At 63.1% G+C, this 26,450-nt stretch carries 16 protein-coding genes and 1 pseudogene; 14 read left to right on the plus strand and 3 right to left on the minus strand.

Going from position 1 to position 26,450, the window contains the following annotated elements; translation table 11 throughout:
- Positions 1-162: 162 nt before the first annotated feature.
- From NKH57_RS04435 to NKH57_RS04460, 6 genes are all read left to right on the plus strand, one after another.
- Entirely contained in the window at positions 163-2,091 is a 1,929-nt protein-coding gene (locus tag NKH57_RS04435; protein ID WP_352942073.1) for an autotransporter assembly complex protein TamA, read from the plus strand.
- Positions 2,092-2,093: 2 nt separating this feature from the next.
- Positions 2,094-8,147: a translocation/assembly module TamB domain-containing protein gene (locus NKH57_RS04440; protein WP_352942075.1), complete on the plus strand. Its 6,054-nt coding sequence runs from the start codon at positions 2,094-2,096 to the stop codon at positions 8,145-8,147.
- A gap of 266 nt (positions 8,148-8,413) precedes the next feature.
- Positions 8,414-10,066, plus strand: a complete 1,653-nt coding sequence (locus tag NKH57_RS04445) for an ABC transporter substrate-binding protein (RefSeq protein ID WP_023756930.1) — start codon at positions 8,414-8,416, stop codon at positions 10,064-10,066.
- Between the two features lie 226 nt (positions 10,067-10,292).
- A complete protein-coding gene (locus tag NKH57_RS04450; protein ID WP_023756931.1) occupies positions 10,293-11,327 on the plus strand; it encodes an ABC transporter permease in 1,035 nt (344 codons plus the stop codon).
- Between the two features lie 12 nt (positions 11,328-11,339).
- Positions 11,340-12,497 (plus strand): ABC transporter permease, encoded by a 1,158-nt coding sequence (locus NKH57_RS04455; RefSeq protein WP_023756932.1) that lies wholly within the window; start codon positions 11,340-11,342, stop codon positions 12,495-12,497.
- A 73-nt stretch (positions 12,498-12,570) separates the two neighbouring features.
- Positions 12,571-14,781 (plus strand): dipeptide ABC transporter ATP-binding protein, encoded by a 2,211-nt coding sequence (locus NKH57_RS04460; RefSeq protein WP_031259506.1) that lies wholly within the window; start codon positions 12,571-12,573, stop codon positions 14,779-14,781.
- A gap of 29 nt (positions 14,782-14,810) precedes the next feature.
- Here NKH57_RS04460 and NKH57_RS04465 read toward each other — a convergent pair whose 3' ends face one another.
- Positions 14,811-15,401, minus strand: coding sequence for a transglycosylase SLT domain-containing protein (locus tag NKH57_RS04465; protein ID WP_352486324.1), 591 nt, complete (start codon positions 15,399-15,401; stop codon positions 14,811-14,813).
- 217 nt (positions 15,402-15,618) lie between these two features.
- Here NKH57_RS04465 and NKH57_RS04470 point away from each other — a divergent pair, with 217 nt between their 5' ends.
- Together NKH57_RS04470 and NKH57_RS04475 are read left to right on the plus strand one after the other, a co-directional pair.
- Entirely contained in the window at positions 15,619-17,157 is a 1,539-nt protein-coding gene (locus NKH57_RS04470) for a trimethylamine methyltransferase family protein (RefSeq protein ID WP_352942079.1), read from the plus strand.
- A 55-nt stretch (positions 17,158-17,212) separates the two neighbouring features.
- Complete coding sequence (locus NKH57_RS04475) at positions 17,213-19,639, plus strand: GcvT family protein (protein ID WP_352942081.1); 2,427 nt, start codon at positions 17,213-17,215, stop codon at positions 19,637-19,639.
- 23 nt (positions 19,640-19,662) lie between these two features.
- Here NKH57_RS04475 and NKH57_RS04480 read toward each other — a convergent pair whose 3' ends face one another.
- Positions 19,663-20,055: a DoxX family protein gene (locus NKH57_RS04480; RefSeq protein ID WP_352942084.1), complete on the minus strand. Its 393-nt coding sequence runs from the start codon at positions 20,053-20,055 to the stop codon at positions 19,663-19,665.
- 193 nt (positions 20,056-20,248) lie between these two features.
- On the opposite strand from NKH57_RS04480, the gene NKH57_RS04485 reads away from it, so the two are divergent.
- Positions 20,249-20,737 (plus strand): hypothetical protein, encoded by a 489-nt coding sequence (locus NKH57_RS04485; RefSeq protein ID WP_023756936.1) that lies wholly within the window; start codon positions 20,249-20,251, stop codon positions 20,735-20,737.
- 82 nt (positions 20,738-20,819) lie between these two features.
- Here NKH57_RS04485 and NKH57_RS04490 read toward each other — a convergent pair whose 3' ends face one another.
- A complete protein-coding gene (locus NKH57_RS04490) occupies positions 20,820-21,596 on the minus strand; it encodes a VOC family protein (protein WP_352942086.1) in 777 nt (258 codons plus the stop codon).
- A 172-nt stretch (positions 21,597-21,768) separates the two neighbouring features.
- On the opposite strand from NKH57_RS04490, the pseudogene NKH57_RS04495 reads away from it, so the two are divergent.
- The 5 genes and pseudogenes from NKH57_RS04495 to NKH57_RS04515 all read left to right on the plus strand — a co-directional run bounded on the left by NKH57_RS04495 (position 21,769) and on the right by NKH57_RS04515 (position 26,402).
- Positions 21,769-22,504: pseudogene (locus NKH57_RS04495) on the plus strand (gamma-glutamylcyclotransferase).
- Positions 22,505-22,626: 122 nt separating this feature from the next.
- The gene (locus tag NKH57_RS04500; RefSeq protein ID WP_352942089.1) at positions 22,627-23,991 is read left to right on the plus strand and encodes an NAD(P)-dependent oxidoreductase; all 1,365 of its coding nucleotides are present in this window, start codon (positions 22,627-22,629) and stop codon (positions 23,989-23,991) included.
- A 2-nt stretch (positions 23,992-23,993) separates the two neighbouring features.
- A complete protein-coding gene (preA, locus tag NKH57_RS04505) occupies positions 23,994-25,307 on the plus strand; it encodes an NAD-dependent dihydropyrimidine dehydrogenase subunit PreA (RefSeq protein ID WP_292189826.1) in 1,314 nt (437 codons plus the stop codon).
- Between the two features lie 107 nt (positions 25,308-25,414).
- Entirely contained in the window at positions 25,415-25,933 is a 519-nt protein-coding gene (locus NKH57_RS04510; protein WP_352942091.1) for an RrF2 family transcriptional regulator, read from the plus strand.
- A gap of 10 nt (positions 25,934-25,943) precedes the next feature.
- Complete coding sequence (locus NKH57_RS04515) at positions 25,944-26,402, plus strand: carboxymuconolactone decarboxylase family protein (RefSeq protein ID WP_352942094.1); 459 nt, start codon at positions 25,944-25,946, stop codon at positions 26,400-26,402.
- Positions 26,403-26,450 lie beyond the last annotated feature (48 nt).

Raw genomic sequence — 26,450 nt, forward strand, 5'->3', positions numbered from 1 at the left:
TGGCCGGTAGTACCTCCATAGGACAGGGGATCACGCTTTCTTGCGGCAACGCAAAAGGTGTGAATTCCAAGCCCGTCCTATTTCAGACAATTGGATTGTGGCCCCTTTACGAGCGCTTCAGAACTTCATTCCAATTTTAGTTTTATAACCTAGGTTGTCTTAATGCCGGCGCATGAAGAGCAGATGTCAGGAGGTCGCGCGCCAGGGCGTGTGCTTCTGCGCGCCCTGCTTATAGCCGTGATATGCTCGGCGGCGCTGGTTCCCGAATCAAGGCCGGCGGCTGCGTTCGAGCTTTTCGGCATCAAGTTGTGGGGGTCGTCCAGCGACGAGGATGCCGACATCGTCAACCCGCTGCGCTATGCCGTTACCATCAATGCCCCCGACGCCGACAAGGATCTCGTCAAGAAGCTCGAAAACGCCTCGACGCTGAAAAGTGACGAGCAGCGTCCGGTTTCCGGTTCGCTCGGGCTGATGGCCAAGGCGCGCAGCGATCGCGAACAGCTTGTCGCCGCGCTCTATGCCGATGCCCGCTACGAAGGCGTGGTCACCGTCACCGTCGACGGCAAGCCGCTCGATGATTTGCCGCCCGACGCCGAGTTCAAGGGGCCGCAGCCGGTCCCGGTGGTCATCGACATCGCCAGCGGGCCGAAATTCACCTTGGGCAATATCCGGCTGCAAGGCGACGCGGCGGGGCTGATGAGCGCCGACTATGGCCTGATATCAGGCGGCGACGCCGGGTCCGGCGCCGTGCTCAAGGCCGAGGCACTGATCGTGCGGACGCTGAAAGAGCAAGGCAGGCCGCTGGCCAAGGTGACGAACCGGCAAATCGTCGCGGACCATGCCACTTCGACGCTGGACGTGACGCTGACGGTCGCCGCCGGGCCGGTCGCCGGCTACGGAGCGACCACGGTGGAAGGCACCGAGAAGGTCGACCGCGACTTCACCGAATACATGACGGGCCTCAAGCGCGGCCGGCAATATTCGCCGCAAGAGATCGACGATGCGCGCGACCGGCTGCTGGCGCTCGAAGTCTTCAACAGCGTGACGTTCAAGGAAGCCGACACGCTCGACGCCGACGGCAACATTCCGATCGGCGTCCAGGTCAGCGAGCGCAAGCCGCGCTATTTCGGCGTCGGCGGCAGCTTCTCCAACACCGAGGGGCTGGGCCTGGAAGGCTATTGGGGCCACCGCAACCTGTTCGGCCGGGCCGAGAAGCTGCGCATCGATGGTAAGATCAGCGGCATCGGCAGCAACGATCTTGGCGAACTCAACTACAATGCCGGTATCATGTTCGAGAAGCCGGGCGTGATCGGGCCGGCATCGAAGTTCATCGCCAGCGTCAAGACCGTGCTCGAACATCCTGATGCCTATGACCATTTCTCGGTCAAGGGCAGCACCGGCCTGTCCTACGAACTGACCAAGAACCAGACGGTTTCAGCTGAGTTGGCGCTCGACTATTCCCGCATCCACGACGCTTTCGGCAAGCACAAATACCTGATCGCCAGCATTCCGTTGCAATATGTCTATGACAACAGGGACAACCGGCTGAACCCGACCAGCGGCTTCCGGGTGCTGGCTTATGCCGAGCCGAGCTACGACATTTTGAGCGGCGCGGCTTTCCTCAAGCTGAAGGGCGAGGGATCGGCCTATCAGTCGCTGGATTCGGCTTCGAAGTTCGTGCTGGCCGAACGTGTCGCCACCGGTTCGATCGTCGGCACCAGCCTCGAACACGTGCCGGCCGACCGGCGCTTCTACTCCGGCGGCGGTGGTTCGGTGCGCGGCTATGCCTATCAGGGCATCGGCCCGAAGGATTTCACCGGCCAGCCGATCGGCGGCCTGTCGTTCTTCGAGACTTCGGTCGAAATGCGCATCGCCATCACCGACACGATCGGCATCGTGCCGTTCGTCGATGCCGGCACCGTGTCGACCAAACCGTTGCCCGATTTCTCCGACGTCAAGGTCGGCGCCGGCGTCGGCCTGCGCTATGTGACGCCGTTCGGTCCGCTGCGCATCGACGCGGCCGTGCCGCTCAACCGCGATCCGAGCGACCCGCATTTCGGCATCTATGCCGGCATCGGACAGGCGTTTTGACGATGAAGACGGTCTGGCGCATCCTCCGCATTGTCCTTTACACGCTGCTGATCGTGGTTGCGGGGGCGATCGGCGCACTGGTCGTGCTGACCGAGACCGAGCGCGGCCGCGACAATCTCGCCGGCATCATCTCGCGCCTGGCTTCGAGCGACGACCGCAAGATCACTGTCAGCGGCATCGACGGCATCTGGTCCGGGGCTCTCAGCGTCGACCATGTGGTGCTGGAGGACCGCGAGGGCGCCTGGCTGGTGGCGCGCAAGGTGGCTGTCGATTGGTCGCCGCTGGCGCTGCTGTCGAAAAATTTCAGCGCCGACCGCATCGCCGCCGAACGCATAGAACTCGCCCGGTTGCCTATGGCCAGCACGCAGCCAGCGCCGAGCGGCGGCACGACGACGCTGCCGGTTTCGCTCGACATCAAGCAGATCGACCTGCCCGAGATCGCGCTCGGCCAGGATCTGGCCGGCAGCGGCATCGCCGAACTCGCCGCCAAGGGAATGCTCAAGGCCGACGCCGCGCCGCTGGCGGTCGAGACGACGCTCAACGTCGCCCGCCGTGACGGAAAGCAAGGCAATGTCGATGCCAAAATCCACTTTGCGCCGGCAGACAACAGGCTCGACCTCGATCTCAAGGCCTCGGAGCCGGCAGGCGGCATCATCGCCAATCTGCTCAAATTGCCCGACGCGCCGCCGGTCGACATAATCGTCTCCGGCACGGGACCGCTCGCCAACTGGAACGGCATCGGCACGTTCTCAGTCGACGGCAGGATCGTCACTCAGCTGACAGGCCGACACCAGTCGACCGACAAGGGCAGCCATGTCGAAGCCGAGGGCGACGGGGACTTCGCTAGCTTCCTGCCGGAGAATTTGAAGCCACTGTTTGCTGGCAAGACCAGCTTCGATGTCGCGGGCACCGCCACATCAGCCGGCGGCGTCAGTGTCGACCGTGCCAATATCGACAGCGATGCGGTGCATGGCACCGCCACCGGCATCATCGACCCTGCCGGCGCAAGCGATCTCTCGGTCGAACTCGCCGCCAAGGGCCCGCCGGTCGTCATCAGCGTCGGCAGCAAGGCGCAGCCGATAACGCTGGCGATCAACAACGCCACCGCCCGCGCGTTCGGGGACGGCAAGGCGCCGATCATCGACATCGGCGCCTCCTTCGTTTCGATCATTGCCGGTGGTACGCGACTGGACGATCTGGCGGCGCAGATCCATTCCGACGGTTTCGACATCCAGAACCGCGCCGGCCCGGTCGCCGTCAAGCTGGAGGCAGGTGGTCTCAAAACCGACGTGGCGACGCTGGCGCCCTTGGTCACCGGCAAGGTCGGTGTCGACCTGGCCGGATCGGTCAGCAAGGATGCCATTGCCATTGACCAGGGCACATTGCGCTCCGACGCGCTCAATGCCTCGCTGACGGCGACGGTGGCGCTTGCCGACCTGTCGATGCAACTCAAGATGAACGCCGATGCGGTCGCGACCGCCTTTCCGCCTCAGATCGCCTCTGTGCTCGGCGCCCGGGTGAAATTCTCGGCCAGCGCGACTCGCGATCCGCAGGGCTCCTTCGCTGCCAACGCGATCGAAGTCACGTCCGGTTCGCTCAGCGCCACCGGCACCGCCAGATTGCAAGGCACCGATATCCAGGCCGACATCAAGGGCAAACTGGGCAATGTTTCCGTGCTGTCGCCAACAGTCGGCGTGCCGGTTGCCGGCGGTATCGATTTCGCGCTGACAGCAAGCGGCGCCATGACGGCGCCGGACTTCACGGTCTCCGCCGACAGCGACAGCCTGACGGCCTCGGGCCGCACGGTGAAGAGCATCAAGCTGACGGCGAGCGGCAAGGCCGACATTGAGAACCCTGCCGCCAACGTCTCGCTGACCGGTTCCGTCAACGACCAGCCGCTCGACGTCAAGGCGGCACTGGTGACCAGCGAAGGCAAGCGGTCGATCAATGGCTTCCTGGTCTCGCTTGGTGACAACAAGATCTCGGGCGACCTCGCGCTGGACGACAAATTCATGCCGCTCGGCACGCTGACGCTCGCGGCACCCGCCATCGACCAACTGGCCGCACTTGCCGGCCAGGCGGTGACGGGTGACGTCGATGGCACCATCCGCTTTGCCAAGGAGGGTGACGCGCCTTCCGTCGCGATCGACGCGAAGAGCACGTCAATCGCACGCGGCGAGGTGACGGCCAAGACCATCACCGTCAATGCGCTGATCGCCAATTATCTCAAGGCGCCGGCGATCGCCGGTTCGATCAAGGCCGACAGCGTCACCTCCGGAACCACCGAAATCGGCGGCATCGCCGTCGATCTGAAGCGCGACGGCGACTGGACCAATTTTACCGGCGGCGCCACCATATCGGGCATTCCGGCAACCGCTGCCGGCCGGGCGAAGATCGCCGACGGCACGACAAGCGTCGAGATCGCCTCGGGCGAAGCCACGGTTCGCGGCATCAAGGCGGCAATCTCTCAAGCCTCTACGCTAAGCATTGCGAACGGCACGACGACCATCGAGAAATTGGCGCTCGATGTCGGCGGCGGTTCGGTGACGCTGTCGGGCACCGCCGGCCAGACGCTCGACCTCGCGGCGCAATTTTCGGCGCTGCCGGCAGCACTGGCCAATGATTTTTCGCCCGGTCTCGATGCGGCGGGGACGCTCGGTGGCACGGCGCAGGTGAGCGGATCGCCGGCAGCTCCCGACGTCCGTTTCAATGCGCAGCTGGCTGGCGTCGAAACCAGCCAGACTCGCCAGGCCGGGCTCGGGCCGCTCGCTGTCGATGCCGCCGGCAGCTACACGACGGCCGGCGGTGTTTGGCTCGACCATGCGACGCTGACCGGCGACAAGATTTCCGGCCAGGCGACCGGCACCCTCAATCCGAACGGCGCCAGCGATTTTGCTATCGACCTCAATTCGACCGGTCCGAGCCTGCCGCTGACGCTGGGCAGCGCTGAAAGCCCGATCAAGCTCGAGCTGCAGGCGCTTTCGGTGAAGGCAGCGGGGCAGGGCGCGCAGCCCCGGCTCGACATTTCGGCGAGGGTGCCTTCGGTTGCTACGAAGCTGGCAAAGGTCGAAGGCATCGCGGTCGCCCTGCATTCCGATGCCTTTGACTTGAAGACCCGCACAGGGCCGATCTCCGGAACGGTGTCCGCGGAAAAGATCGGTCTCGACAATGCGACCATTGCGCCGCTCGTCGCCGGCAAGGTCTCGGCCAAGGTTGCCGGCAGGCTGGCTGCGGATGCAGTCACCATCGACAGCGGCTCGGTGACGAGCGATGCGCTGAACAGTGGCTTCACCGGCCGGCTATCGCTGGCCGACGGCGCCATCGACCTCGATTTGAAAGCCGATGCCGCCTCGACGGCGTTGCCGGCGGCGGTGCGCGGCATGCTTGCCGAACGCGCGGAACTGAGCGCTGCGCTGAAGCGCGATGCGTCGGGCAATGTCAATGTCGATGGATTGCAGCTGGCCTCGGGCGCGCTGACTGCGCAAGGGCATGCCAGCCTTGCCGAGAACAAACTCGCCGCCGACATCAAGGGTGCGCTGAGCGATGTTTCGCTGCTGTCGAAAGACGCCAAGGGCGCCATCGCCTTCGCGTTGAATGCTCAGGGGCCGGCCGTCGCGCCGGATCTGTCGCTGACGGTCGACAGCGACAGGCTGCTGGTGGCGTCGCGCGAGATAACCGGCCTGAAGCTGACCGCCACGGCGAAGGCCGATGCCGCCAACCCGGCGGCGAATGTGCAACTGACCGGCAATGTCGCCGGCCAGGCGCTGCAAGGCAGTGCGGTTCTGGCGACGGCTGACGGCAAGAGCGCAATCAATGGCCTGCTGCTGTCGCTCGGCAAGAACAGGATTTCCGGCGATCTGGCGCTGGATGACAAGTTCGTGCCGGTCGGCACGATTGCGCTCGACCTGCCCGATATCGGCCCGCTGGCGGCACTGGCGCTGGAGAAGGTAGAAGGCGACGTGCGCGGAACGATTGCTTTCTCGAAGAATGGCGGCGCACCGCAGGTCGCGATCAAGGCGGCGACCGCGTCGATCAGGCGGGGCGACCTTCAGGCGAAAGCTGTCTCTATCGATGCGCTGGTCGCCAACTATCTGGCCGTACCCGTCATCTCCGGAAAAATCCGCGCCGACACCGTCACGTCAGGGGGCACCGTGATCAGCGGCATCGATGTCGACTTGAAACGCGACGGTGACTGGACCGGCTTTTCCGGCGGCGCGACCGCCAAGGGCATTCCGGCGCGGGCCGCTGGCCGCGTGAAAGTGGCCAACGGCACGACGACCATCGAGCTTGCGTCCGGCCAGGCAACGGTCCAGGGCATCAAGACCGCCATCGCCCAGGCCTCGACCGTCAGCATTGCCAATGGCACGACGACGCTGGACCGGCTGGTGCTCAACCTTGGCGGCGGCACAGCGACGGTGACCGGCAAGATCGGCACGGCGCTCGACATCAACGCGACGCTGGCGCGGGTGCCGATGTCGCTTGCGAACAGTTTCTCGGCGGGCCTCGACGCCGCCGGCTCGATTTCGGGCACGGTGAAGGTGACGGGTGCGCCGGCGAGCCCTGCGGTCGCCTTCAACATCGACGCGGCGGGTGTGCAGACATCGCAGACCCGAGGCGCTGGTGTCGGGGCGGTGAGTGTTTCCTCGTCCGGCACCTTTGCCGCCAACAAGCTGGCCTTCAACGCCAATGTGAGTGATGGCGCCGGCCTTGGCCTCAAGGGCGGCGGCACCGTGACGACCGCTGGCACGCCGGCGTTGGTGCTCGATTTCAATGGCGCCGTGCCGTTCGGCCTGCTCAGCCAGAAGCTCGCCGCGCAAGGCTTGTCGCTGTCTGGAACCGCCAATGTGAATTTGCAGGTGCGCGGGGCGGCTTCAGCGCCTGTCATTGGCGGTAGCGTCAGCACCTCCGGCGCGCGTCTTGTGGATGCGCGCTCGGGCCTCGCCGTCAACGATCTCGCCGCCGATATCTCGATTGCCGGCGGCATCGCCAGGATCAACCGGCTGACCGGGACGCTGTCGACGCGCGGCAGTCTGTCGGCCAGCGGCACGGTCGGCATCAACCCGGCGCAGGGTTTCCCGGCCGACCTGTCGATCAAGCTGGTCGACGGCCGCTATACGGACGGACGGGTCGTGACCGCCAATCTCGGCGGCGACCTGACGATCAAGGGACCGCTGACGTCAGCCCCGGTGATTGCCGGCACCATCAATCTCGCCAAGACGGTGATCACAGTTCCGGACAAATTGCCGGGCTCGCTGGCGGCGCTCGACGTCAAGCACAAAAACGCGCCTGGTGCTGTACGGGCGCAGGACAAGGCGCTGCGGCCGCCGACGACCAGCGGCAAGGGCGGCGGCACTGGCCTCACCCTCGATGTCACGGTCAATGCGCCGAACCAGATCTTCATCCAGGGCAGGGGCGTCGATGCCGAATTCGGCGGCTCGCTCAGGCTGACCGGCCCGGCCTCGTCGCCGCAAGCGATCGGCACCTTCACCTTGCAGCGCGGCCGGCTGTCGATCCTCGGCAAGCGGCTGACCTTCACCGAAGGCACGGTTGGCTTCTCCGGCTCGCTGGTACCCTATCTCAACCTGGCGGCGACAACGACGACGAGCAGCGCCACCGTCACCATTCTGGTGTCGGGCGAGGCGACAAATCCGAAATTCATCTTCTCCTCGGTGCCGGCGCTGCCCGAGGACGAGGTGCTGGCGCAATTGATCTTCGGCCGCTCGATGTCAAACCTGTCGCCGCTGCAGATCGCCCAGCTCGCCGAAGCGGCAGGGCAACTGGCCGGGGTTGGCGGCTCGACGTCGCTGCTGGAAAACCTGCGTAGCGCCATCGGCGTCGACGATCTGGACGTCACGACGGACGAGCAGGGCGGCACGGCGGTTTCGGCCGGCAAATACCTCAACGACCGCACCTATGTGACGATCCAGAAGGGTGACAAGCCAGGCTCGGGCAAGGCGACAGTCGATCTCAATGTCGGGCGCGGGGTCAAGCTGCGCGGCGAGGCCAACGACGCCGGTGAAGCCAAGGGCGGCATCTTTTACGAGAGGGAATACTGATACTTCGTCGGAGCTTTTGGCCTTAGGTCGGTTCAAGGCCGGCGCTGTCCGGGCCCGCGTAAATGTCTCAGTTTAATCGACTATCGAGATTCCAGAGGAATCCGTCACGCAGTAGCAATTTTGCGCCAAGACTGTCGTTATCACGCGAACCGCTTCTTTGCCAAAGTTGCACATTCCCTAACATGTTCCCAATCCATGCCGTCTTTGACATCATGGCCCGGATGCGGAATGTTAAAAGGCGGAAAGCCAACAATGGGAGTTAAGTCATGACGATTTATAAAAGTAATGGCGATCGCGTTCCGGATCACATCCTGGCCATGGCCGAAGATGCCAAGGCAGGCAAGGTGGATCGCCGCGAATTCCTGGCCATGGCCAGCGTCTTCGGTGCATCGACGGCAATGGCTTACGGCTTGCTCGGCCTCGCCGACCCGACTCCGGCGAAGGCCGAGGAGGTAAAAGGCAAGAAGGGCGGCACGCTCAAGATCGCCCAGTGGATCAAGGATCCCAAGGACCCGCGCAAGGCCGACTGGTCGGAAATCGCCAATGCCGAGCGCCAGGCGCTCGAGCCGCTGGTCAAGTACACATCCGAATACACGTTCCGCCCCTATCTGCTGGAGAGCTGGGACGTCAACGACGACGCCACGCAGTACACGCTGCATGTGCGCAAGGGCGTCACCTGGTCGAATGGCGACCCCTTCACTGCCGCCGACGTCGTCTTCAATCTGAAGCGTTGGGCCGACAAGAAAGCCGAAGGCAATTCGATGCCCGGCCGTCTCGGCTCGCTGGTCAAGGATGACAAGCTCGACGAGAGCGCCGTCACCATGCCTGACGACCACACGGTCGTACTCAAGCTCGGCAAGCCTGACATCGCGCTCATTCCCAACATGTGCGACTATCCCGGCCTGATCGTCCACAAGAGCTTCGACGAGAAGGGCGGCGACTTCAAGGCCTGCCCGATCGGCACCGGTCCGTTCGAACTCGTCTCCTACGATGTCGGCCAGAAAGTGGTCTACAAGCGCCGCACCGACGACAAGTGGTGGGACGGTGAAGTGTTCCTCGATGGCCTGGAATTCATCGACTACGGCACCGATCCGGCCGCCATGGTCAGCGCTTTCGAAGCTGGCGAGGTGCACACCAATTTCGAGACCTCGGCCGACTATGTGTCGATTCTCGACGGCATGGACCTGGTCAAGTCGGAAATCGTTACGGCATCGACCATCGTCTGCCGCTCCAACGTCAACAACAAGCCCTATGGCGAACAGAAGGTGCGCAACGCGCTGCAGCTTGCGGTCGACAACAATGTCGTCCTGCAGCTCGGCTACGGCAATGCCGGCTCGGTGGCCGAAAACCACCATGTGTGCTCGATCCATCCGGAATATTACGAGCTGCCCAAGGTGGCCCGCGATCCGGCCAAGGCAAAGGCGCTGATGGCGGAAGCCGGCCAGGCGGACTTCGAACACGAGCTGATCACCGTCGACGAGGACTGGCACAAGAACACCGGCGATGCGATCGCCGCCCAGTTGCGCGAAGCTGGCATCAAGGTGAAGCGCACCGTTCTGCCGGGCTCGACGTTCTGGAACGACTGGACGAAGTATCCGCTGTCGATGACCAACTGGAACATGCGCCCGCTCGGCGTCCAGGTCCTGGCCATCGCCTATCGCACCGGCGAGGCCTGGAATGAGACGGCGTGGTCGAATCCCGACTGGGATGCCAAGCTCAATGCGGCGCTCGCCGTTGCCGACGCCGCCAAGCGCAAGGAAATGATGAAGGATATCGAGCAGATCCTGCAGGATTCAGGCATCATCATCCAGCCGTACTGGCGCAAGCTGTACAGCCACTCGGTCAAGGCGGTGCAGAACTACAAGATGCACCCGACCTTCGAGCGCGACTACGGCAAGGTCTGGCTCGAACAGGCTTGATTGCGCCGACAAGGGGAAGGGGCGTCGCCCCTTTCCCTCGCTCTTTGCATCGTCTGCCCCTGTGGGGCCGCGCTTCTCAAAAAAGTTGCGGGACTCCAGGGCAAGGTCATGCAACAAAAACAAGGTTGATCGCATCCGAAGGCCTGTTTGACAGCCAGCCCCGCCGGTCACGGCAGGGTTGGCTTTCATAGCCGGCTCAAACCCCAACCCATCGGCAGGGGCAGCCATGCTTTCTTTCGTTATCAGGCGTCTTGGCACCATGGCATTGACGATGCTGTGCCTGACCATGGTTGTCTTCTTCCTGATCAACCTCGAACCCAATCTGAAGAAGCTGGCGATCAGCCAGACCGAAATGCATACGTCGGCCGAGCAGCTTGAGAATTGGCTGGTCAATCATGGCTACCGGCAGAACTTCTTCGTCCGTTATGGCCAGTGGCTCGGCGTCGTGCCCAAGCAACCGGTGACCGACCCTGCGACCGGAAAGCCGGCGCAGCGGTTCTCCTTCTGCAACGATCCGGTCGTGCCGACCTTCGCCGGCGTCCTCGAAGGCGATTTCGGCTGCTCGACCAAGTTCAAGGCATCGGTCGCCTCGAAATTGTTTCCGGCGCTCGGCGCCACCGGTATCCTGATGTTCTGGGTGCTGGCGGTGATGGTGCCGATCTCGCTGCTGATCGGCATTCTGGCCGGCATGCGTGAGGGCTCGCGAACCGACCGCGTGCTTTCGGTCGCCTCGATCGCTTCGACGGCGACGCCTGAATATGTATCGGGCGTCATCTTTACCGTCATCTTCGCCTCGTGGCTTGGCTTGCTGAATGGCTCGGCCGCGTCGGCGAGCCAGGGCATCACCTTCTACAATTTCACGTTGCCGGTGATGACGCTGGCGATCTACGGCATCGGCTACATCGCCCGCATGACGCGCGCTTCGATGGTCGAGGTGATGACGCAGCAATATATCCGCACCGCCCGATTGAAGGGTCTCTCCTTCGGCAGCGTGGTGATCAAACACGCGTTGCGCAACGCGCTGATCGCGCCCTTCACAGTCATCATGCTGCAGTTTCCCTGGCTGCTCACAGGCGTCGTCATCGTCGAGGTGATGTTCCGCTACCAGGGCTTCGGCTATACGCTGGTCGAGGCAGCCGGCAACAACGATATCGACCTGTTGCTCGGCTGCTCGCTGGTTTCGGTGTTCATCGTCTTGATCACGCAGCTCATTTCCGATGTCGGCTACGCGTTTCTCAATCCGCGTATCAGAGTTCAGTAGGGAGCGAAGCGGATGCCGGTACAATATATCAGTGGCTTCACCGTCGTTCTCGAAGTGCTGTCGCGCTTCTGGCCGGTCTGGATCGCGCTCGTCATCGTCATGGGCGCGAGCTACGCCTACAAGAAGAAGCTGGCGCTCTACGGCCAGTTGTTCGATAGCGGCGTCGGCGTCGTCGGCGTCGGCATCTGCCTGTTCTGGCTGTTCACGGCGATCTTCGCCGCAACGATCTCACCGTTCGATCCGCTGGCCCAGGTCCCCATCATGAAGGATGTGTTGCCGGGCGCCATCGAACCGCAATCGGGGCTTTCCTATCTGTTCGGCGGCGACAAGCTGGCGCGCGACGTGTTCTCGCGCATGGTCTTTGGCAGCCAGATCGTGCTGATCATCGCGCCTGCCGCAACCGGCTTCGCGCTGATGGTCGGCATCACGCTCGGCCTGCCGGCCGGCTATTACGGCGGCAAGATCGACACGGTGCTGTCGTTCCTGGCCAATTTGGTGCTCGCCTTCCCGGTCATCCTGCTGTTCTACCTGCTGGTGACGCCGGGCATCATGGATACGCCGATCCCCTATGCCATGGCCGGCGTGTTCTTCCTGTTCCCGATCATCTTCTTCAGCGTGCTGTTCTGGACGCGCTACAAGAACCGGCCCGACCGGCTCTACATCCTGCTCGGCATCACCTTGATCGTCGGCGGCTGGATCTATCTCGGCCTTGTGTTCGACAAGGACCCGCTGCGGATCGTGCACATCGATCCCAACCAGCTCAACATCTTCGTGGCGGTGGTGTTCGCCTCCAGCCCCGGCGTGTTCCGCATCGTGCGCGGCCTGGTGATGGACATCAAGACACGCGACTATGTGGCAGCGGCGCAGACACGCGGTGAATCGCCCTGGTACATCATGCTCTGGGAGATCCTGCCCAATGCGCGCGGGCCGCTGATCGTTGATGCCTGCCTACGTATCGGCTACACCACCATCCTGCTCGGCACGCTCGGCTATTTCGGCCTTGGCCTGGCGCCGGAAAGCCCGGACTGGGGCACCGCGATCAAGGACGCCAGCCGGCTGCTGCGTTCCTTCGTCCACCCGGCGCTGCCGCCGACGATCGCGCTGATGTCGTTCGTGCTGGGCTTGAACCTGCTCGCCGACTCGCTGCGCGAACAATCGATGAAAGACTGATCTGCGGGTCTCGACCCGATGCGCCTGAAAGAAGCAAGAACCAGGCCCGAAAGAACCAGGATTGGAGCGACCCATGAATGAGGCAGTTCGAAATCCCGCCAAGCCGGCCAATGGGCCGATCATCGAGATCGAGAACCTGTCGATCTCCTTCTTCACCCGCAAGGGCGAGATACCGGCGGTCATGGATTTTTCCTGCACCGTCATGCCGGGCGAAGCGATGGGCATCGTCGGTGAATCCGGCTGCGGCAAGTCGACCGTGTCGCTCGGCATCATGCGCGACCTCTCCAACATCGGGAAGATCGTCGGCGGCAAGATCAAGTTCCAGGGCAAGGACATGGGCGAGCTCTCCGACGAGGAGCTGCGCACCATCCGCGGCAACAAGATCGCTATGATCTACCAGGAGCCGATGGCGAGCCTCAACCCGGCGATGAAGGTCGGGCAGCAGTTGATGGAAGTGCCGCTGATCCACGACAAGGTGTCGAAGGAAGAGGCGTATAAACGCGCGCTTGAAATGGTGCGCTCGGTCAAGCTGCCCGATCCCGAGCGCATGATGCGCTCCTATCCGCACCAGCTCTCCGGCGGCCAGCAGCAGCGCATCGTCATTGCCATGGCGCTGCTGTCGAAGCCGGCGCTGCTGTTGCTCGACGAGCCGACGACAGCGCTCGACGTGACTGTGGAAGCGGGCATCGTCGACCTGGTCAAGGGGCTTGGCGAGAAGTTCGGCACGTCGATGATCTTCGTCTCGCATAATCTTGGCCTGATATTGGAAACCTGCGACCGCATCACGGTGATGTATTCGGGCGAAGCGGTTGAGACCGGCAAGATCAAGGACGTGTTCGACCGGATGCGCCATCCCTACACGCAAGGGCTGTTCCGCTCGATTCCGCTGCCCGGCGCCGACAAGAACTCACGGCCGTTGATTTCCATCCCAGGGCAATTGCCGCTGCCGCATGAGCGGCCCAAGGGCTGCAATTTCGGCCCGCGCTGCCACCATTTCGTCGAGGGCGTCTGCAACGCCGCCGAAATCCCGATGATCGAGGTCGCGGGTCACGAAGGCCATTTTTCGCGCTGCGTGCGCTTCAACGAGATCGACTGGGACGCGCTGCCGCCCGGCGCCAAGAAGGTCAAGGAGCGCGTCGTGCCCGGCGCGCCGGTGCTCAAGATCGAGGATCTGAGAAAATACTACAAGGTCGGCGGCAGCGAGGTGTTCGGCTCGAGCGAGGGCCGCGTCGTCAAGGCCAACGAGACGATCTCATTCATGGCGCGCGAATCCGAGACGGTTGCCATCGTCGGCGAATCCGGCTGCGGAAAGTCGACGCTGGCCAAGGTGCTGCTCGGGCTGGAGACGGCAAGTGCCGGTACGGTGACGCTGGGCAACAAGGAAATCCAGTCGACCGGCATCGAGAGCCGTAGCGTCGAGACTGTATCGTCGATCCAGATGGTGTTCCAGAACCCGTTCGACACGCTCAATCCCAGCCATTCTGTCGGCTCGCAGATCATCCGGACCCTAGAGAAATTCAATGTCGGCAAGACGGTTGCCGACCGGCGCAAGCGCATGCTGGAACTGCTCGACCTGGTGAAGCTGCCGCGGGCCTTCGAGACCCGCAAGCCGCGCCAGCTATCCGGCGGCCAGAAGCAGCGCATCGGCGTGGCGCGGGCCTTTGCCGGCGACGCCAAGGTGGTAGTGGCCGACGAGCCGGTCTCGGCACTGGACGTGTCCGTGCAGGCAGCGGTGACCGAGCTTTTGATGGACATCCAGCGTAAGAACAAGACGACGATGCTGTTCATCAGCCACGATCTGTCCGTCGTTCGCTACATCGCCGACCGCGTCGTCGTGATGTATCTCGGCTATATCGTCGAGCAGGGGACGACCGACCAGATCTTCGCGCCGCCCTATCACCCCTATACCGAGGCACTGCTGTCAGCGATCCCGATCGCCGACACCAGCGTGGTCAAGCGCCACATCGTGCTGGAAGGCGATATCCCGTCGGCTATGAACCCGCCGTCGGGCTGTCCATTCCAGACGCGCTGCGGCTACAAGAAACTGGTGCCGGACAATCTGTGCGAGACCAAGGTGCCGCCGGTCAAGCATCTCGGCGACGGCCATATGAGCCTGTGCTGGCTCTCCGATGACGTGCTGGCCAAGATGGAGCCGGTGATCAAGTTCGACAAGGAACATGCCGCGCATGAGGGCGTGCCCGAGGACTCGCCGCATGGCGATGGCCCGGGCTTTGCCGGCCCGCCGCCGAAGCGTCCGCGCGGCAAGAAGCCGAAGCCGAGCTGATCAAGGCTGCCGCTGTCGCGGCAGTCCTTCTAGTTGCCGCACTGGCTCAACTGCTGCGCATAATCGCGGGCCATCTTGTCGGTCGCCCGCGCGTAGCCCTGTACGCCGGCATCGCCCCGGTTACCTCGCCCATAGGCGGTCCAGCCGAGATAGTAGGCAAGGTAGAGATTATAGGTGTCGTTGCGGGCGATGCCGTAGGTGTCTGCCGTCTTGGAGTGATACCAGCCAACGAAATCGACCGCATCGGCGAATTTCGTGCGCCGCGCCGCCCAGTTGCCGGTCTCGCCTTGATATTGCGACCAGGTGCCGTCCAGCGCCTGTGAGAAGCCGGTGGCCGATGAGACATGCTTCCACGGAATGAAGCCGAGAAGCTTGGTGCGTGGCGGGCGGGCGTTGCTCTTGAAGCCGGATTCCTTGCGCACCGTCGCCATCAGCACGGGAACCGGCACGCCATATTTCTGCTGCGTCCGCTCGGCGGCCGACTGCCAGTTGTCGAACCAGCCGTCATTCTGATCGAATACGGCGCAGACATTGTTGATGTGATTAGGCGCGGTGGCGCAGGCCGAAAGCGCCAGCAGCACGCAAACCGCAGCAATTTTACTAAAACTCGAACTACGCATCGGCAGAGCAATAGGCCGAAATCATAAAGGGAATCTTGCAGCCTTCGTTAATGCTTCGGCGGCGCAATCCCTTGAAAAAATCCAGTACCAGTAAATCGACGTATTTCGTCGCTGTTTCTAAACAGATGCTGCAGAAATGCCGCCTTGGCTAAAATCACGCCCGCAAATGGCGTATTTCTGACAGCTTGCCTGGTTCGCCGGAGCTTTGATGCCAAGCATGAACGAACCGAGACGCAAACGCGGCGCCGAGCGCACCAGCAACAGAGGGCCATCGGCCATTCCGCAACTGCCGCTCAGGCGGGTGACAAACCCCTATCCGCCAATGGCCATGCTGTCGCCCGATCAGATAGAGGCGATCCACCAGGCGTCGATGCACGTATTGGAGAATTTCGGCATCGAGGTGATGAGCCCGCGCGCGCTGTCGCTGTTCGAGAAGGCAGGCGCCAAGGTCGATCATGCCTCAGCGAATGTCCGCATCGATAGGGGTTTGGTCGCCGAGGCGTTGAAGACCACACAGTCCAGCTATGTGTTGACGCCGCGCAATCCGGCCAATGCCGTTCATCTCGGCGGCAACACCATCAATTTCACCCTCGTTGCCGGACCGCCCAATGTGCACGACATGGAGCGCGGCCGCCGCGCCGGCAATCTCCGCGACTATTCGGACCTGACCCGGCTGGCGCAGCATTTCAACTGCATCCACATGCTCGGCAACCAGGTCTGCGCGCCGGTCGAGCTGCCGGCCAATTCCCGCCATCTCGACACCTATTTCACCAATCTGACGCTGACCGACAAGAGTTTCCACGTCTCGGCAATCGGACGGGGCAGGGCACTCGACGGCATCGAGATGATGGCAATCGCCCGAGGCTTGAGCCTCGACCAGATGCGCGACGACCCCGGCGTCACCACCATCATCTCGGTCAACTCGCCGCGCCGCTTCGACGAGATGATGGCCGAGGGGCTGATGACCATGGCCGAGTTCGGTCAGTCGGTGGCGGTGACGCCGTTCACGCTGATGGGAGCGATGAGCCCGGTGACGCTGGCCGGCGCGCTGGCGCAGCAGAATGCGGAGGCGCTGTTCGGCGTCGTGCTGACGCAGCTGGTGCGTCCCGGTGCGCCGGTCATGTATGGCGCCTTCACCTCCAATGTCGACATGAAGTCGGGCGCACCGGCTTTCGGCACGCCGGAGAACACCAAGGCCAACATCGCGTCGGGGCAACTGGCGCGGCGCTACGGGCTGCCATATCGCACGACGCCGGGTTCGGCCTCCAACGCCGCCGACGCGCAAGGCGCATATGAGACGCTGATGGCGCTATGGGGCGCGGTGCTCGGCCACGGCAATCTCGTCTATCATGCCGCAGGCTGGCAGGAGGGCGGGCTGACGGCGTCGTTCGAGAAGCTCATCATCGATGTCGAGATGATCCAGCATATGATGGAATTCCTGCGTCCGATCGAGGTCAACGAGGCCGAACTTGCCGTCGAGGCGCTGGGCGCGGTGCCGACCGGCGGCCACTTCTTCGGCGAGCCGCACACGCTGGAGCGCTACGCCACTGCCTTCTACCAGCCCATGCTGTCCAACTGGCAGAATTATGAAGCCTGGCAAGAGGCCGGCGGGCTCGACGCCACGGCACGCGCAACGCGGCTGTGGAAGAAGGCGCTGGAAGACTATGTCGAGCCGGTGATGGATGTCGCCGTGCGCGAGGCGCTGGAGGCTTACATGGCCAAGCGCAAGGAAATGATCGGGCAGGGCGAGCCGTGATGCTTCCCTCCTCGAATCCATTCACCTATCCAACTTACTGATCAGAGAAAAATCCATGAAGTCGCATGCAAAGGTCGTGGTCATTGGCGGTGGCGTCGTCGGGTGCTCCGTGCTGTTCCATCTCGCTCGCCACGGCTGGACCGACGTGGTGCTGCTGGAGCGAGACGAGCTTACGTCCGGCTCGACCTGGCATGCTGCCGGCGGCATGCACACCATCAATGGCGACCCCAATGTCGCCAAGCTGCAGAAATACACCATCAACCTCTACAAGGAGATCGAGGAGCTTTCCGGCCAGGCGACTGGCGTGCATCTGACCGGTGGCGTGCTCCTGGCGGCGACCGAGGCACGCCTCGACTGGCTGCGCGGCGTCGTCGCCAAGGGCCGCTATCTCGGCATCGAGCTTGAGGAAATTTCGCCCAACGAGGCGGCCGAGCTGATGCCGCTGCTCGATCCCAAGCAGTTCGTCGGCGCTGTCAGGAACAAGGAGGATGGCCATCTCGATCCCTCCGGTGTCACCCATGCCTATGCCAAGGCGGCGCGGAAACTCGGCGCCGAGGTCGAACGCTTCACCAAGGTCGAGGACATCGTGCGACGCGCCGACGGGCTCTGGCGCGTCATCACCAACAAGGGCGAGGTGGTGGCCGAGCACGTCGTCAACGCCGGCGGCCTGTGGGCGCGCGAGGTTGGCCGCATGGTCGGGCTCGAACTGCCGGTGCTGGCGATGGAGCATATGTACCTGATCACCGAGGACATGCCAGAGGTCGCCGCCTGGAACGCCAAGACCGGCACCGAAATCATCCATGCAGTCGATTTCGATGGCGAGCTCTACCTGCGCCAGGAGCGTGGCGGCATGCTGATGGGCACCTATGAGAAGGCCAACAAGCCATGGTCCGAGTTCCAGACGCCGTGGAATTTCGGCCATGAATTGCTGGCGCCGGACATCGACCGCATCGCGCCATCGCTGGAGGTCGGGTTCCGGCATTTCCCGGCGTTCCAGAATACCGGCATCAAGCAGATCATCAACGGGCCCTTCACCTTCGCCCCGGATGGCAACCCGCTGGTCGGGCCGGTGCGCGGGCTGCCAGGGTTCTGGGTCGCCTGCGGTGTCATGGCTGGCTTTTCACAAGGCGGCGGCGTCGGGCTGGCACTGTCAAACTGGATGATCGAAGGCGATCCCGGCGCCGACATCTGGGCGATGGATGTCGCGCGCTATGGCGACTGGGCGACGATGGCCTACACCAACGCCAAGGTGCGCGAGAACTATTCCAGGCGGTTCTCGATCCGCTTCCCCAATGAGGAACTGCCCGCCGGGCGGCCGCTGAAGACGACACCGGTCTATGAATTGTTGTCGGCCAGGGGTGCGCAATGGGGCGTTGCCTATGGGCTGGAGGTGCCGCTCTGGTACGCGCCGGAGGGCGTCAAGGACGAGTTCTCGTGGCGCCGCTCGAGCGATTTCACGCAGGTGGCCAAGGAGGTCGCGACCGTTCGCGACGGTGTCGGCCTGTCCGAGATTTCGAGCTTCGCCAAATATGAGGTGACGGGCGAGGGCGCGGCCGCCTGGCTCGACCGGATGCTTGCCTGCAAACTGCCGAAGCCCGGCCGCATGACACTGGCGCCGATGCTGAAACAGGACGGCAGACTGATCGGCGATTTCACGCTGGCCAATCTGGGGGAGGACGGCTGGTTCCTCGCCGGGTCCGGTATCGCCGAGCAATACCACATGCGCTGGTTCGAGAAGCACCTGCCTGACGACGGCTCGGTTCGCATCGAGGCGCTTGGCCAGAAGCTCACCGGACTGTCGATCGCCGGGCCGAAAGCGCGGGATGTGCTGGCAAAGGCAACGCGCTCCGATGTGTCCAATGCGGCGTTTCCGTTCATGGCCATCGGCAGGATGGATATCGGCATGGCGCCATGCCTGGTCGGCCGCGTCAGCTACACCGGAGACCTGGGCTACGAAATCTGGGTTGCGCCGGAATACCAGCGCGCCGCATTCCAGACCTTGACGGCGGCCGGCGAGGAATTCGGCATCGGCCTGTTCGGCTCGCGCGCGCTCAACGCGCTGCGGCTGGAGAAGAACTACGGCTCATGGGGACGCGAGTACCGGCCGATTTATGGGCCGCTCGAGGCCGGGCTCGACCGTTTCGTGGCCTATGGCAAGGACGCCGACTTCATCGGCAAGGCCGCGGCACTTGCCGAGCGCAAGCAGGGCGGCAAATTGCGTCTGCGCGCCTTCATCGTCGATGCAGACGACGCCGATGTCATCGGCGACGAGCCAATCTGGTTCGGCGGCGCCGTGCGCGGCTGGGTCACGTCGGGGGGCTACGCGCATCACTCGAAAAAATCCGTCGCCGTCGGCTATGTGCCAAAAGAGATCGCCGATGAGAGCGACGGGTTCGAGATCGAGTTGTTGGGCAAGCGCCATGCCGCGCGCATGCAGCCGGCTCCGCTGTTCGACGCCAATTTCGAGCGGATGCGCGCCTGAAGCCAGGCGGGCGTCGCAAGGCGTCAGGCGTTGCGGCGATTGTCCAGCGCGAAGGCGCCGGCGCCGGCAAACACCAGATAAAGGAAAATGAAGCAGAACGAGATCGCCGAATCTCCTCCGTTGTTGACGGGGAAAAAGTCGCGCGGAACGTGCGCCATGAAATAGGCGATCGCCATTTCGCCAGCCAGAAGGAATGCGACCGGCCGGGTCAACAGCCCCAGCGCCAGCAGGATGCCGCCGGCGAATTCGAGGATGCCGGCTGTGAGTGTCAGCCCGGTCAGGGCGTCGGCATGCTCGCCGACCGGGAAATTGAACAGTTTCTGCGAGCCATGCTCGATGAACTGCAGGGCCGTGACGATGCGCAATACGCCGAGTGCCTGCGGCTGATATCTGGCAAGGCCATCGAAAAGCGCCATCTTAAACTCCCTTTACCTCCCGGACCGGGCATAAATTATTGCCTGGCAATGGACCATTCACATCCCATGGCCTGCCATCAACAGTCGGTGATTGGAAATGTTCCCCAGCGATTTTATATTATTCACGCTAGGGTTGCATTATTTCCGTTATGGTTGTATTGGTGTGGAACTCCAACCCGTGGGTCCCCTTGCCATGAAAAAAGTCGTCATCAGCCTATTCGCATTCCTTGCAGGCACCAGCTTCGCCGTGGCCGAGGAGGCAGGCTGCGAGGCCTTCAAATGGCCGGTGACCCGGGAACAGGTCTTGTTTGCCGCAGCGCCGGCGACCCCGTCGGGAACGACGCTGGCGGTCGGTGCGGCCGCGGACCTGGCACTGGTGCCGGTCGAGAGAGCCGGCTTCGCGATACCGCCCGAACGGGCTCCGGTGGCAGGCACGTTCGGCGCTGTTACCAGCGTGGAGGTGCCACCCGAGGGAGCTATACAGATAAGTCTCTCGGGTGAGGCCTGGATCGATGTCATTCAGGATGGTCACGCCATCAAGTCGGCGGGCTATAGCGGCGTGAAAACCTGCCCCGGCATCCGCAAGAGCGTACGCTTCAAGCTTGCGTCCGGCCCGGCCACCGTCCAGTTCAGCGGCGCGAAAGGGGCTGACCTGAAGGTCGCGGTCCTGGCGCCGGAATAGGTCGGCGCCAGGCTAAGGAATACCGCCTTCATCGGTGGTGCGATGAAAGGCCGGCGCTTTGTTCCCACGCTGTTTATCGCCGTCAGCGTACCGGCGCCATCAATGCGAAATGCGCGCCTTGCGGGTCCTGACACTGGACGACCCAACTGCCGCCGGGGACCTCCATCGGCCCCATCAGGATCTTGCCGCCATTGTCGGTCACGCGTTTGGCGGCCGCGTCGATGGCCGGAACATTGAAATAGAATTGCCAGACCGGGACTGGAATCTGCTCCGGCTTGTTCATGATGCCGCCGCCGGATTCGGGGCCCGCCGTGAAGGTCTGGTAGGTGCCCATCGGGCCCATGTCGAAATCACCGGCATCGATCCAGCCGAACTGGTCCGAATAGAAATCGAACGCGGCCTTCCAGTCTCTCGTGTAAAGCTCGTGCCAGCCGATATGGCCGGGCGTGCTGGCCGGCACGACAGGCTGGTCGGGGCCGTTCGGCTGCAGGAACATGAATGTCGCGCCCTGCGGATCGGCGACGACGGCAAATCGTCCGACGCCCGGAATGTCTTCGGGCTGGCGGTGAACGGTACCGCCGGCTTTTTTCAGCGATGCCGTTGCGGCATCGACATCTTTTGTATGGATGTAGCCCAGCCAGGCGGGCGGCATGCCCATCTTGGCGGCATCCTCGGGCATGGTCATCAGGCCGGCGACGCCACGCTCGCCGACATTCATGACGATGTAGCGTGGCATGCCGGGCGCCTTGTCGAAAGGCTGTGCCGTCCAGCCGACCACTTTGGGGTAGAACGCCTCGGCGGCGTCGAGATCTGATGTCATCAATTCGTACCAGAAGAAGGGCATCGGGGCTTTTGGCATTTTTCGGTCTCCTCACCTTTCATGCATCGATCGTCGTCCGATCCATCCTAGGACGATCTTCACGACGGAAATCCGACAGCCCCCGAACAACAATGTCTCTGCATGCCAAGCGTTCCCCGATTGCGCGCGCGGCGTTTTTCGATTTCTCTGCGGTCACGAGGGGTTATCGTTCATGCGCTTGATGTCGCTCACACCGAGCTTGTCGCACTGTGCCATCGGCAAGAGGCCGATCCCGGCCCGGACCCGAGTTGGACGGAGTTGAATGACGAGGATTTCCGGGCCCTTGCCTTGCGGCTGTCCGATGAAGCCGACAGGGGGCCGCTATGGGTGTTCGCCTACGGGTCGCTGATCTGAAAGCCGGAATTCGAGTCGATCGAGCAACAGCTCGCCACGGCCTTTGGCTGGCACCGCTCCTTCTGCCTCGACATGGTGCGCTGGCGCGGCAGCGCCGAGCAGCCGGGTTTGATGATGGCGCTCGAACGGGGCGGCCGATGCAATGGGGGTGATCTATCGCTTGCCGGACGGCGACAAGCCGGTCCAGATCGAACGGCTGCTGCGGCGCGAGATCAGCGACCACGAAAGTGTCGGCACGGTCAGGTGGTTGCCGGTGCATACGGCGCAAGGTGCGCTGCGCGCGCTTGGCTTCTGGGTCAGCTTGAAGGGCAGGGAAACGTCGTTGATGCAGCCGCTGGACCGGGTGGCGAAGGTGCTGGCCAGAGCCTGCGGGCATATCGGGTCCGGCGCCGAATATCTCCACAACACGGTCAGCCATCTCGAGGCATTCGGCATCCACGATCGCAATCTGGCGGTTGCAGGAACTGGTCGCGGACGAGGTCAGGGTTATTCATGACCGCAGACCTGATCCCAGCCATTCGCTCGCTCCGCGGAGGCAACCGCAATCGCCTTAACATGAGTAAAAAATTCATATTATTGCGAGGCCTTTTCAACATCTTGTGCCAAAAATTGACCAATTGATAAAAAAACAAAATGTGCTAGCCTTCCCCAAAACGAAAACCATGGGGAACTGAGAATGCCAGAAGGCCAGTTCAAGGAAGGCATTGCAGGCGGCAGGCTCTCGGCCGACCAGTACGCGGACAATTTTTCCGACCTGCACCCGCCGCTCGATCACCATGAGGCGCTGGTCGAATCCGACCGTTGCTATTTCTGCTATGATGCGCCGTGCATGAATGCATGCCCGACTTCGATCGACATTCCGCTGTTCATCCGCCAGATATCGACCGGCAATCCTATTGGTTCGGCCAAGACGATCTTCGATCAGAACATTCTGGGCGGCATGTGCGCCCGCGTCTGTCCGACCGAGACTCTGTGCGAAGAAGTTTGCGTACGCGAAGTGGCGGAAGGCAAGCCGGTGCAGATCGGCCGCCTGCAGCGCTACGCCACCGATGTCGCCATGAGCGAGAACAAGCAGTTTTATCCTCGCGCCGAGCCGACCGGCAAGTCGGTCGCGGTGGTCGGCGCCGGGCCGGCAGGCCTTGCCGCCGCGCACCGGCTTGCCCGCTATGGTCATGACGTGACCATACTGGAGGCGCGCCCGAAGGCCGGCGGCCTCAACGAATACGGCATCGCCGCCTACAAGAGCGTCGACGATTTCGCCCAGGCTGAAGTCGACTACGTGACCGCGATCGGCGGCATCGATATCCAGAACGGCAAGGCGCTTGGCCGCGACTATCAACTGTCGGACCTGATCCGCAATTACGATGCGGTGTTTCTCGGCATGGGGCTTGGCGGCGTCAATGCGCTGCGCGCCGATGGCGAGGACGCCGACGGCGTCGTCAATGCGGTCGAATTCATTGCCGAACTGCGCCAGGCGAGTGACCTTTCCGGCCTGCTGGTTGGCCGGCGCGTCGTCGTCATTGGCGGCGGCATGACGGCGATTGACGCCGCCGTGCAGTCGAAGCTGCTCGGCGCCGAGGAGGTGACTATCTGCTACCGGCGCGGCCAGGAGCACATGAACGCGTCCGAGTTCGAACAGGATCTTGCCGCCGCCAATGGCGTCACCATTCGCCATTGGCTGCAGCCGAAGCGGGTCATAGCCGAGGGCGGCAAGGTCAGCGCCATCGAACTCGAATACACGGCGTTGAACGGCGACGCTCTTGCCGGCACAGGCGAGACGCTGACGCTCATTGCGGACCAGGTGTTCAAGGCCATCGGCCAAAGCTTTGTGCCGGCAGCACTCAACGGCAGCGGCGCGTCTATCGAGCTCGAAGCAGGCCGCATCAAGGTCGATGCCGAAGGGCGCACTTCACTTGCCAAGGTCTGGGCCGGCGGCGACTGCATCTTCGGCGGCGACGACCTCACCGTCTCGGCGGTCGCGCAGGGCCGCGACGCGGCGGAGAGTATCAATCGGGCACTGACCTCGAACGGGAGGGCATGAGCATGGCAGATATCAGAAACAATTTCGTCGGCATCAAATCGCCCAATCCGTTCTGGCTCGCTTCGGCGCCGCCGACCGACAAGGCCTACAACGTCATCCGCGCCTTCAAGGCCGGGTGGGGCGGTGTGGTGTGGAAGACACTGGGCGAAGAAGGCCCGCCGGTGGTCAACGTCAACGGCCCGCGCTATGGCGCGATCTGGGGCGCCGACCGCCGACTGCTTGGCCTCAACAATATCGAGCTGATCACCGATCGCGACCTGCAGGTCAACCTGCGCGAGATCAAGCAGGTCAAGAAGGACTGGCCCGATCGCGCCATCGTCGTCTCGCTGATGGTGCCTTGCGTCGAGGAGGCCTGGAAGGCGATCCTGCCGGTGGTCGAGGAGACCGAAGCCGACGGCATCGAGCTCAATTTCGGCTGCCCGCACGGCATGTCGGAGCGCGGCATGGGTGCCGCCGTCGGCCAGGTGCCGGAATATATCGAAATGGTGGTGCGCTGGTGCAAGCAGAACACCCGCATGCCCGTCATCACCAAGCTGACCCCCAACATCACCGATGTGCGCAAGCCAGCGCGCGCGGCACACGCGGGCGGCACCGACGCAGTGTCGCTGATCAACACCATCAACTCGATCACCGGCGTCGATCTCGACAGCTTTGCGCCGCAGCCGACCATCGACGGCAAGGGCTCGCATGGCGGCTATTGCGGCCCGGCGGTGAAGCCGATCGCCATGAACATGGTGGCCGAGATCGCGCGCGATCCCGAAACCCACGGCCTGCCGATCTCCGGCATCGGCGGCATCACCACCTGGCGCGACGCGGCCGAATTCATGGCGCTCGGGGCCGGCAATGTGCAGGTGTGCACGGCGGCGATGACCTACGGCTTCAAGATCGTGCAGGAGATGATCGCCGGCCTGGAAAACTGGATGGACGAGAAGGGCCATGCCTCGCTCGACGACATCGTCGGCCGCGCCACGCCCAATGTCACCGACTGGCAGTATCTCAACCTCAACTACGTCGCCAAGGCGCGTATCGACCAGGACGCCTGCATCAAATGCGGCCGCTGCCACATCGCCTGCGAGGACACCTCGCATCAGGCGATCACCAGCATGGTCGACGGCGTCAGGCACTTCGAGGTGATCGAGGCCGAATGCGTCGGCTGCAACCTCTGCGTCAATGTCTGCCCGGTCGAGAACTGCATCACCATGGAGCCATTGGCCGTCGGCGTGATGGACCAGCGCACCGGCAAGCCGGTGTCGCCGATTTACGCCAACTGGACGACGCACCCCAACAACCCGATGGCCAAGGTGGCGGCGGAGTAGCGAGCCGTTCGACAAAAACGACGCCTTCGGACGCCGTTTTTTCATTTCCCTATTGCAGATAAAAAGTATCCATGATAAAAAATATCCATGATTAGGAGATCCATCTGATGAAGTTGGGCGAGGGCGTTGAGGCAGCCATCCACTGCGCCGCCATGCTGGCCGGTGTCGAAGGCAACAGCACCATGGCGGCCTCCGCCATGGCGGAGGCTTTCGGCCTGTCGCCGAGCTATCTCCTGAAACATCTCAACATGCTTACCGCCGCGCGCATCCTGGAATCGGTCTCGGGACCGGCCGGCGGCTATCGGCTGGCGCGGTCGGCCGAACGGATTTCGCTGCTCGATATCGTGCTGGCCGTCGAAGGGCGTGAGCCGGCCTTTCGCTGCGGCGAGATCCGCCGCAACGGTCCGGTCAGGCTCGACGCATCTGCCTATGTGAAACCCTGCGGCATCAACGCCGCGATGCTGAAGGCCGAGAAGGCCTATCGCGTTGCACTCGCCGAAGCAAAGCTGTCCGACATCGTTTCGGAATACGTGACCGATGCCGATCCGCGTTCGGTCGCCGCCGGCTGCGCCTTTGTCGCGCGCCATCAGCGACCGCAGAAATCCAGTTCAACCAAGCAAGCGTAAAGGACATCAGATGAAGCAGAGGCTGCAATTTTTCGCCAAGGCGCCGGACATCATGAAGGCGGTGTCGGCGCTCAATAAGGCGGTGGACGAATGCGGGATCGAGGAAAGCCTGCTGCACCTGATCAAATTGCGGGCCTCGCAGATCAATGGCTGCTCGTTCTGCGTCGAGATGCACAGCCGCGAGGCGAGGCGCGACGGTGAGACCGAGCAGCGGCTCTACCTCGTCTCGGCGTGGAAGGAATCGCCGCTGTTTTCGGAGCGTGAACGCGCCGCCTTGGCCTGGACCGAGGCGGTGACCCTGATCGCCAACAACGGCGTGCCGGACGAACTCTATGCCAGGACACTTGAGCATTTCTCGGAGGAAGAATTGGTCAAGCTGTCCGTCGCACTCGGCATGATCAATACCTGGAACCGGCTCTGCGTCCCGTTTCAGGCACTTCATCCGATGCCGTCGGCCAAGGCCGCCTGATTGTCCGGTCAGTTTTGGAGCGCCGTCGAGAGGCGGCGCTCCAATTGT

The sequence above is a fragment of the Mesorhizobium sp. M1050 genome (assembly GCF_040318715.1).
Taxonomy (GTDB): Bacteria; Pseudomonadota; Alphaproteobacteria; order Rhizobiales; family Rhizobiaceae; genus Mesorhizobium.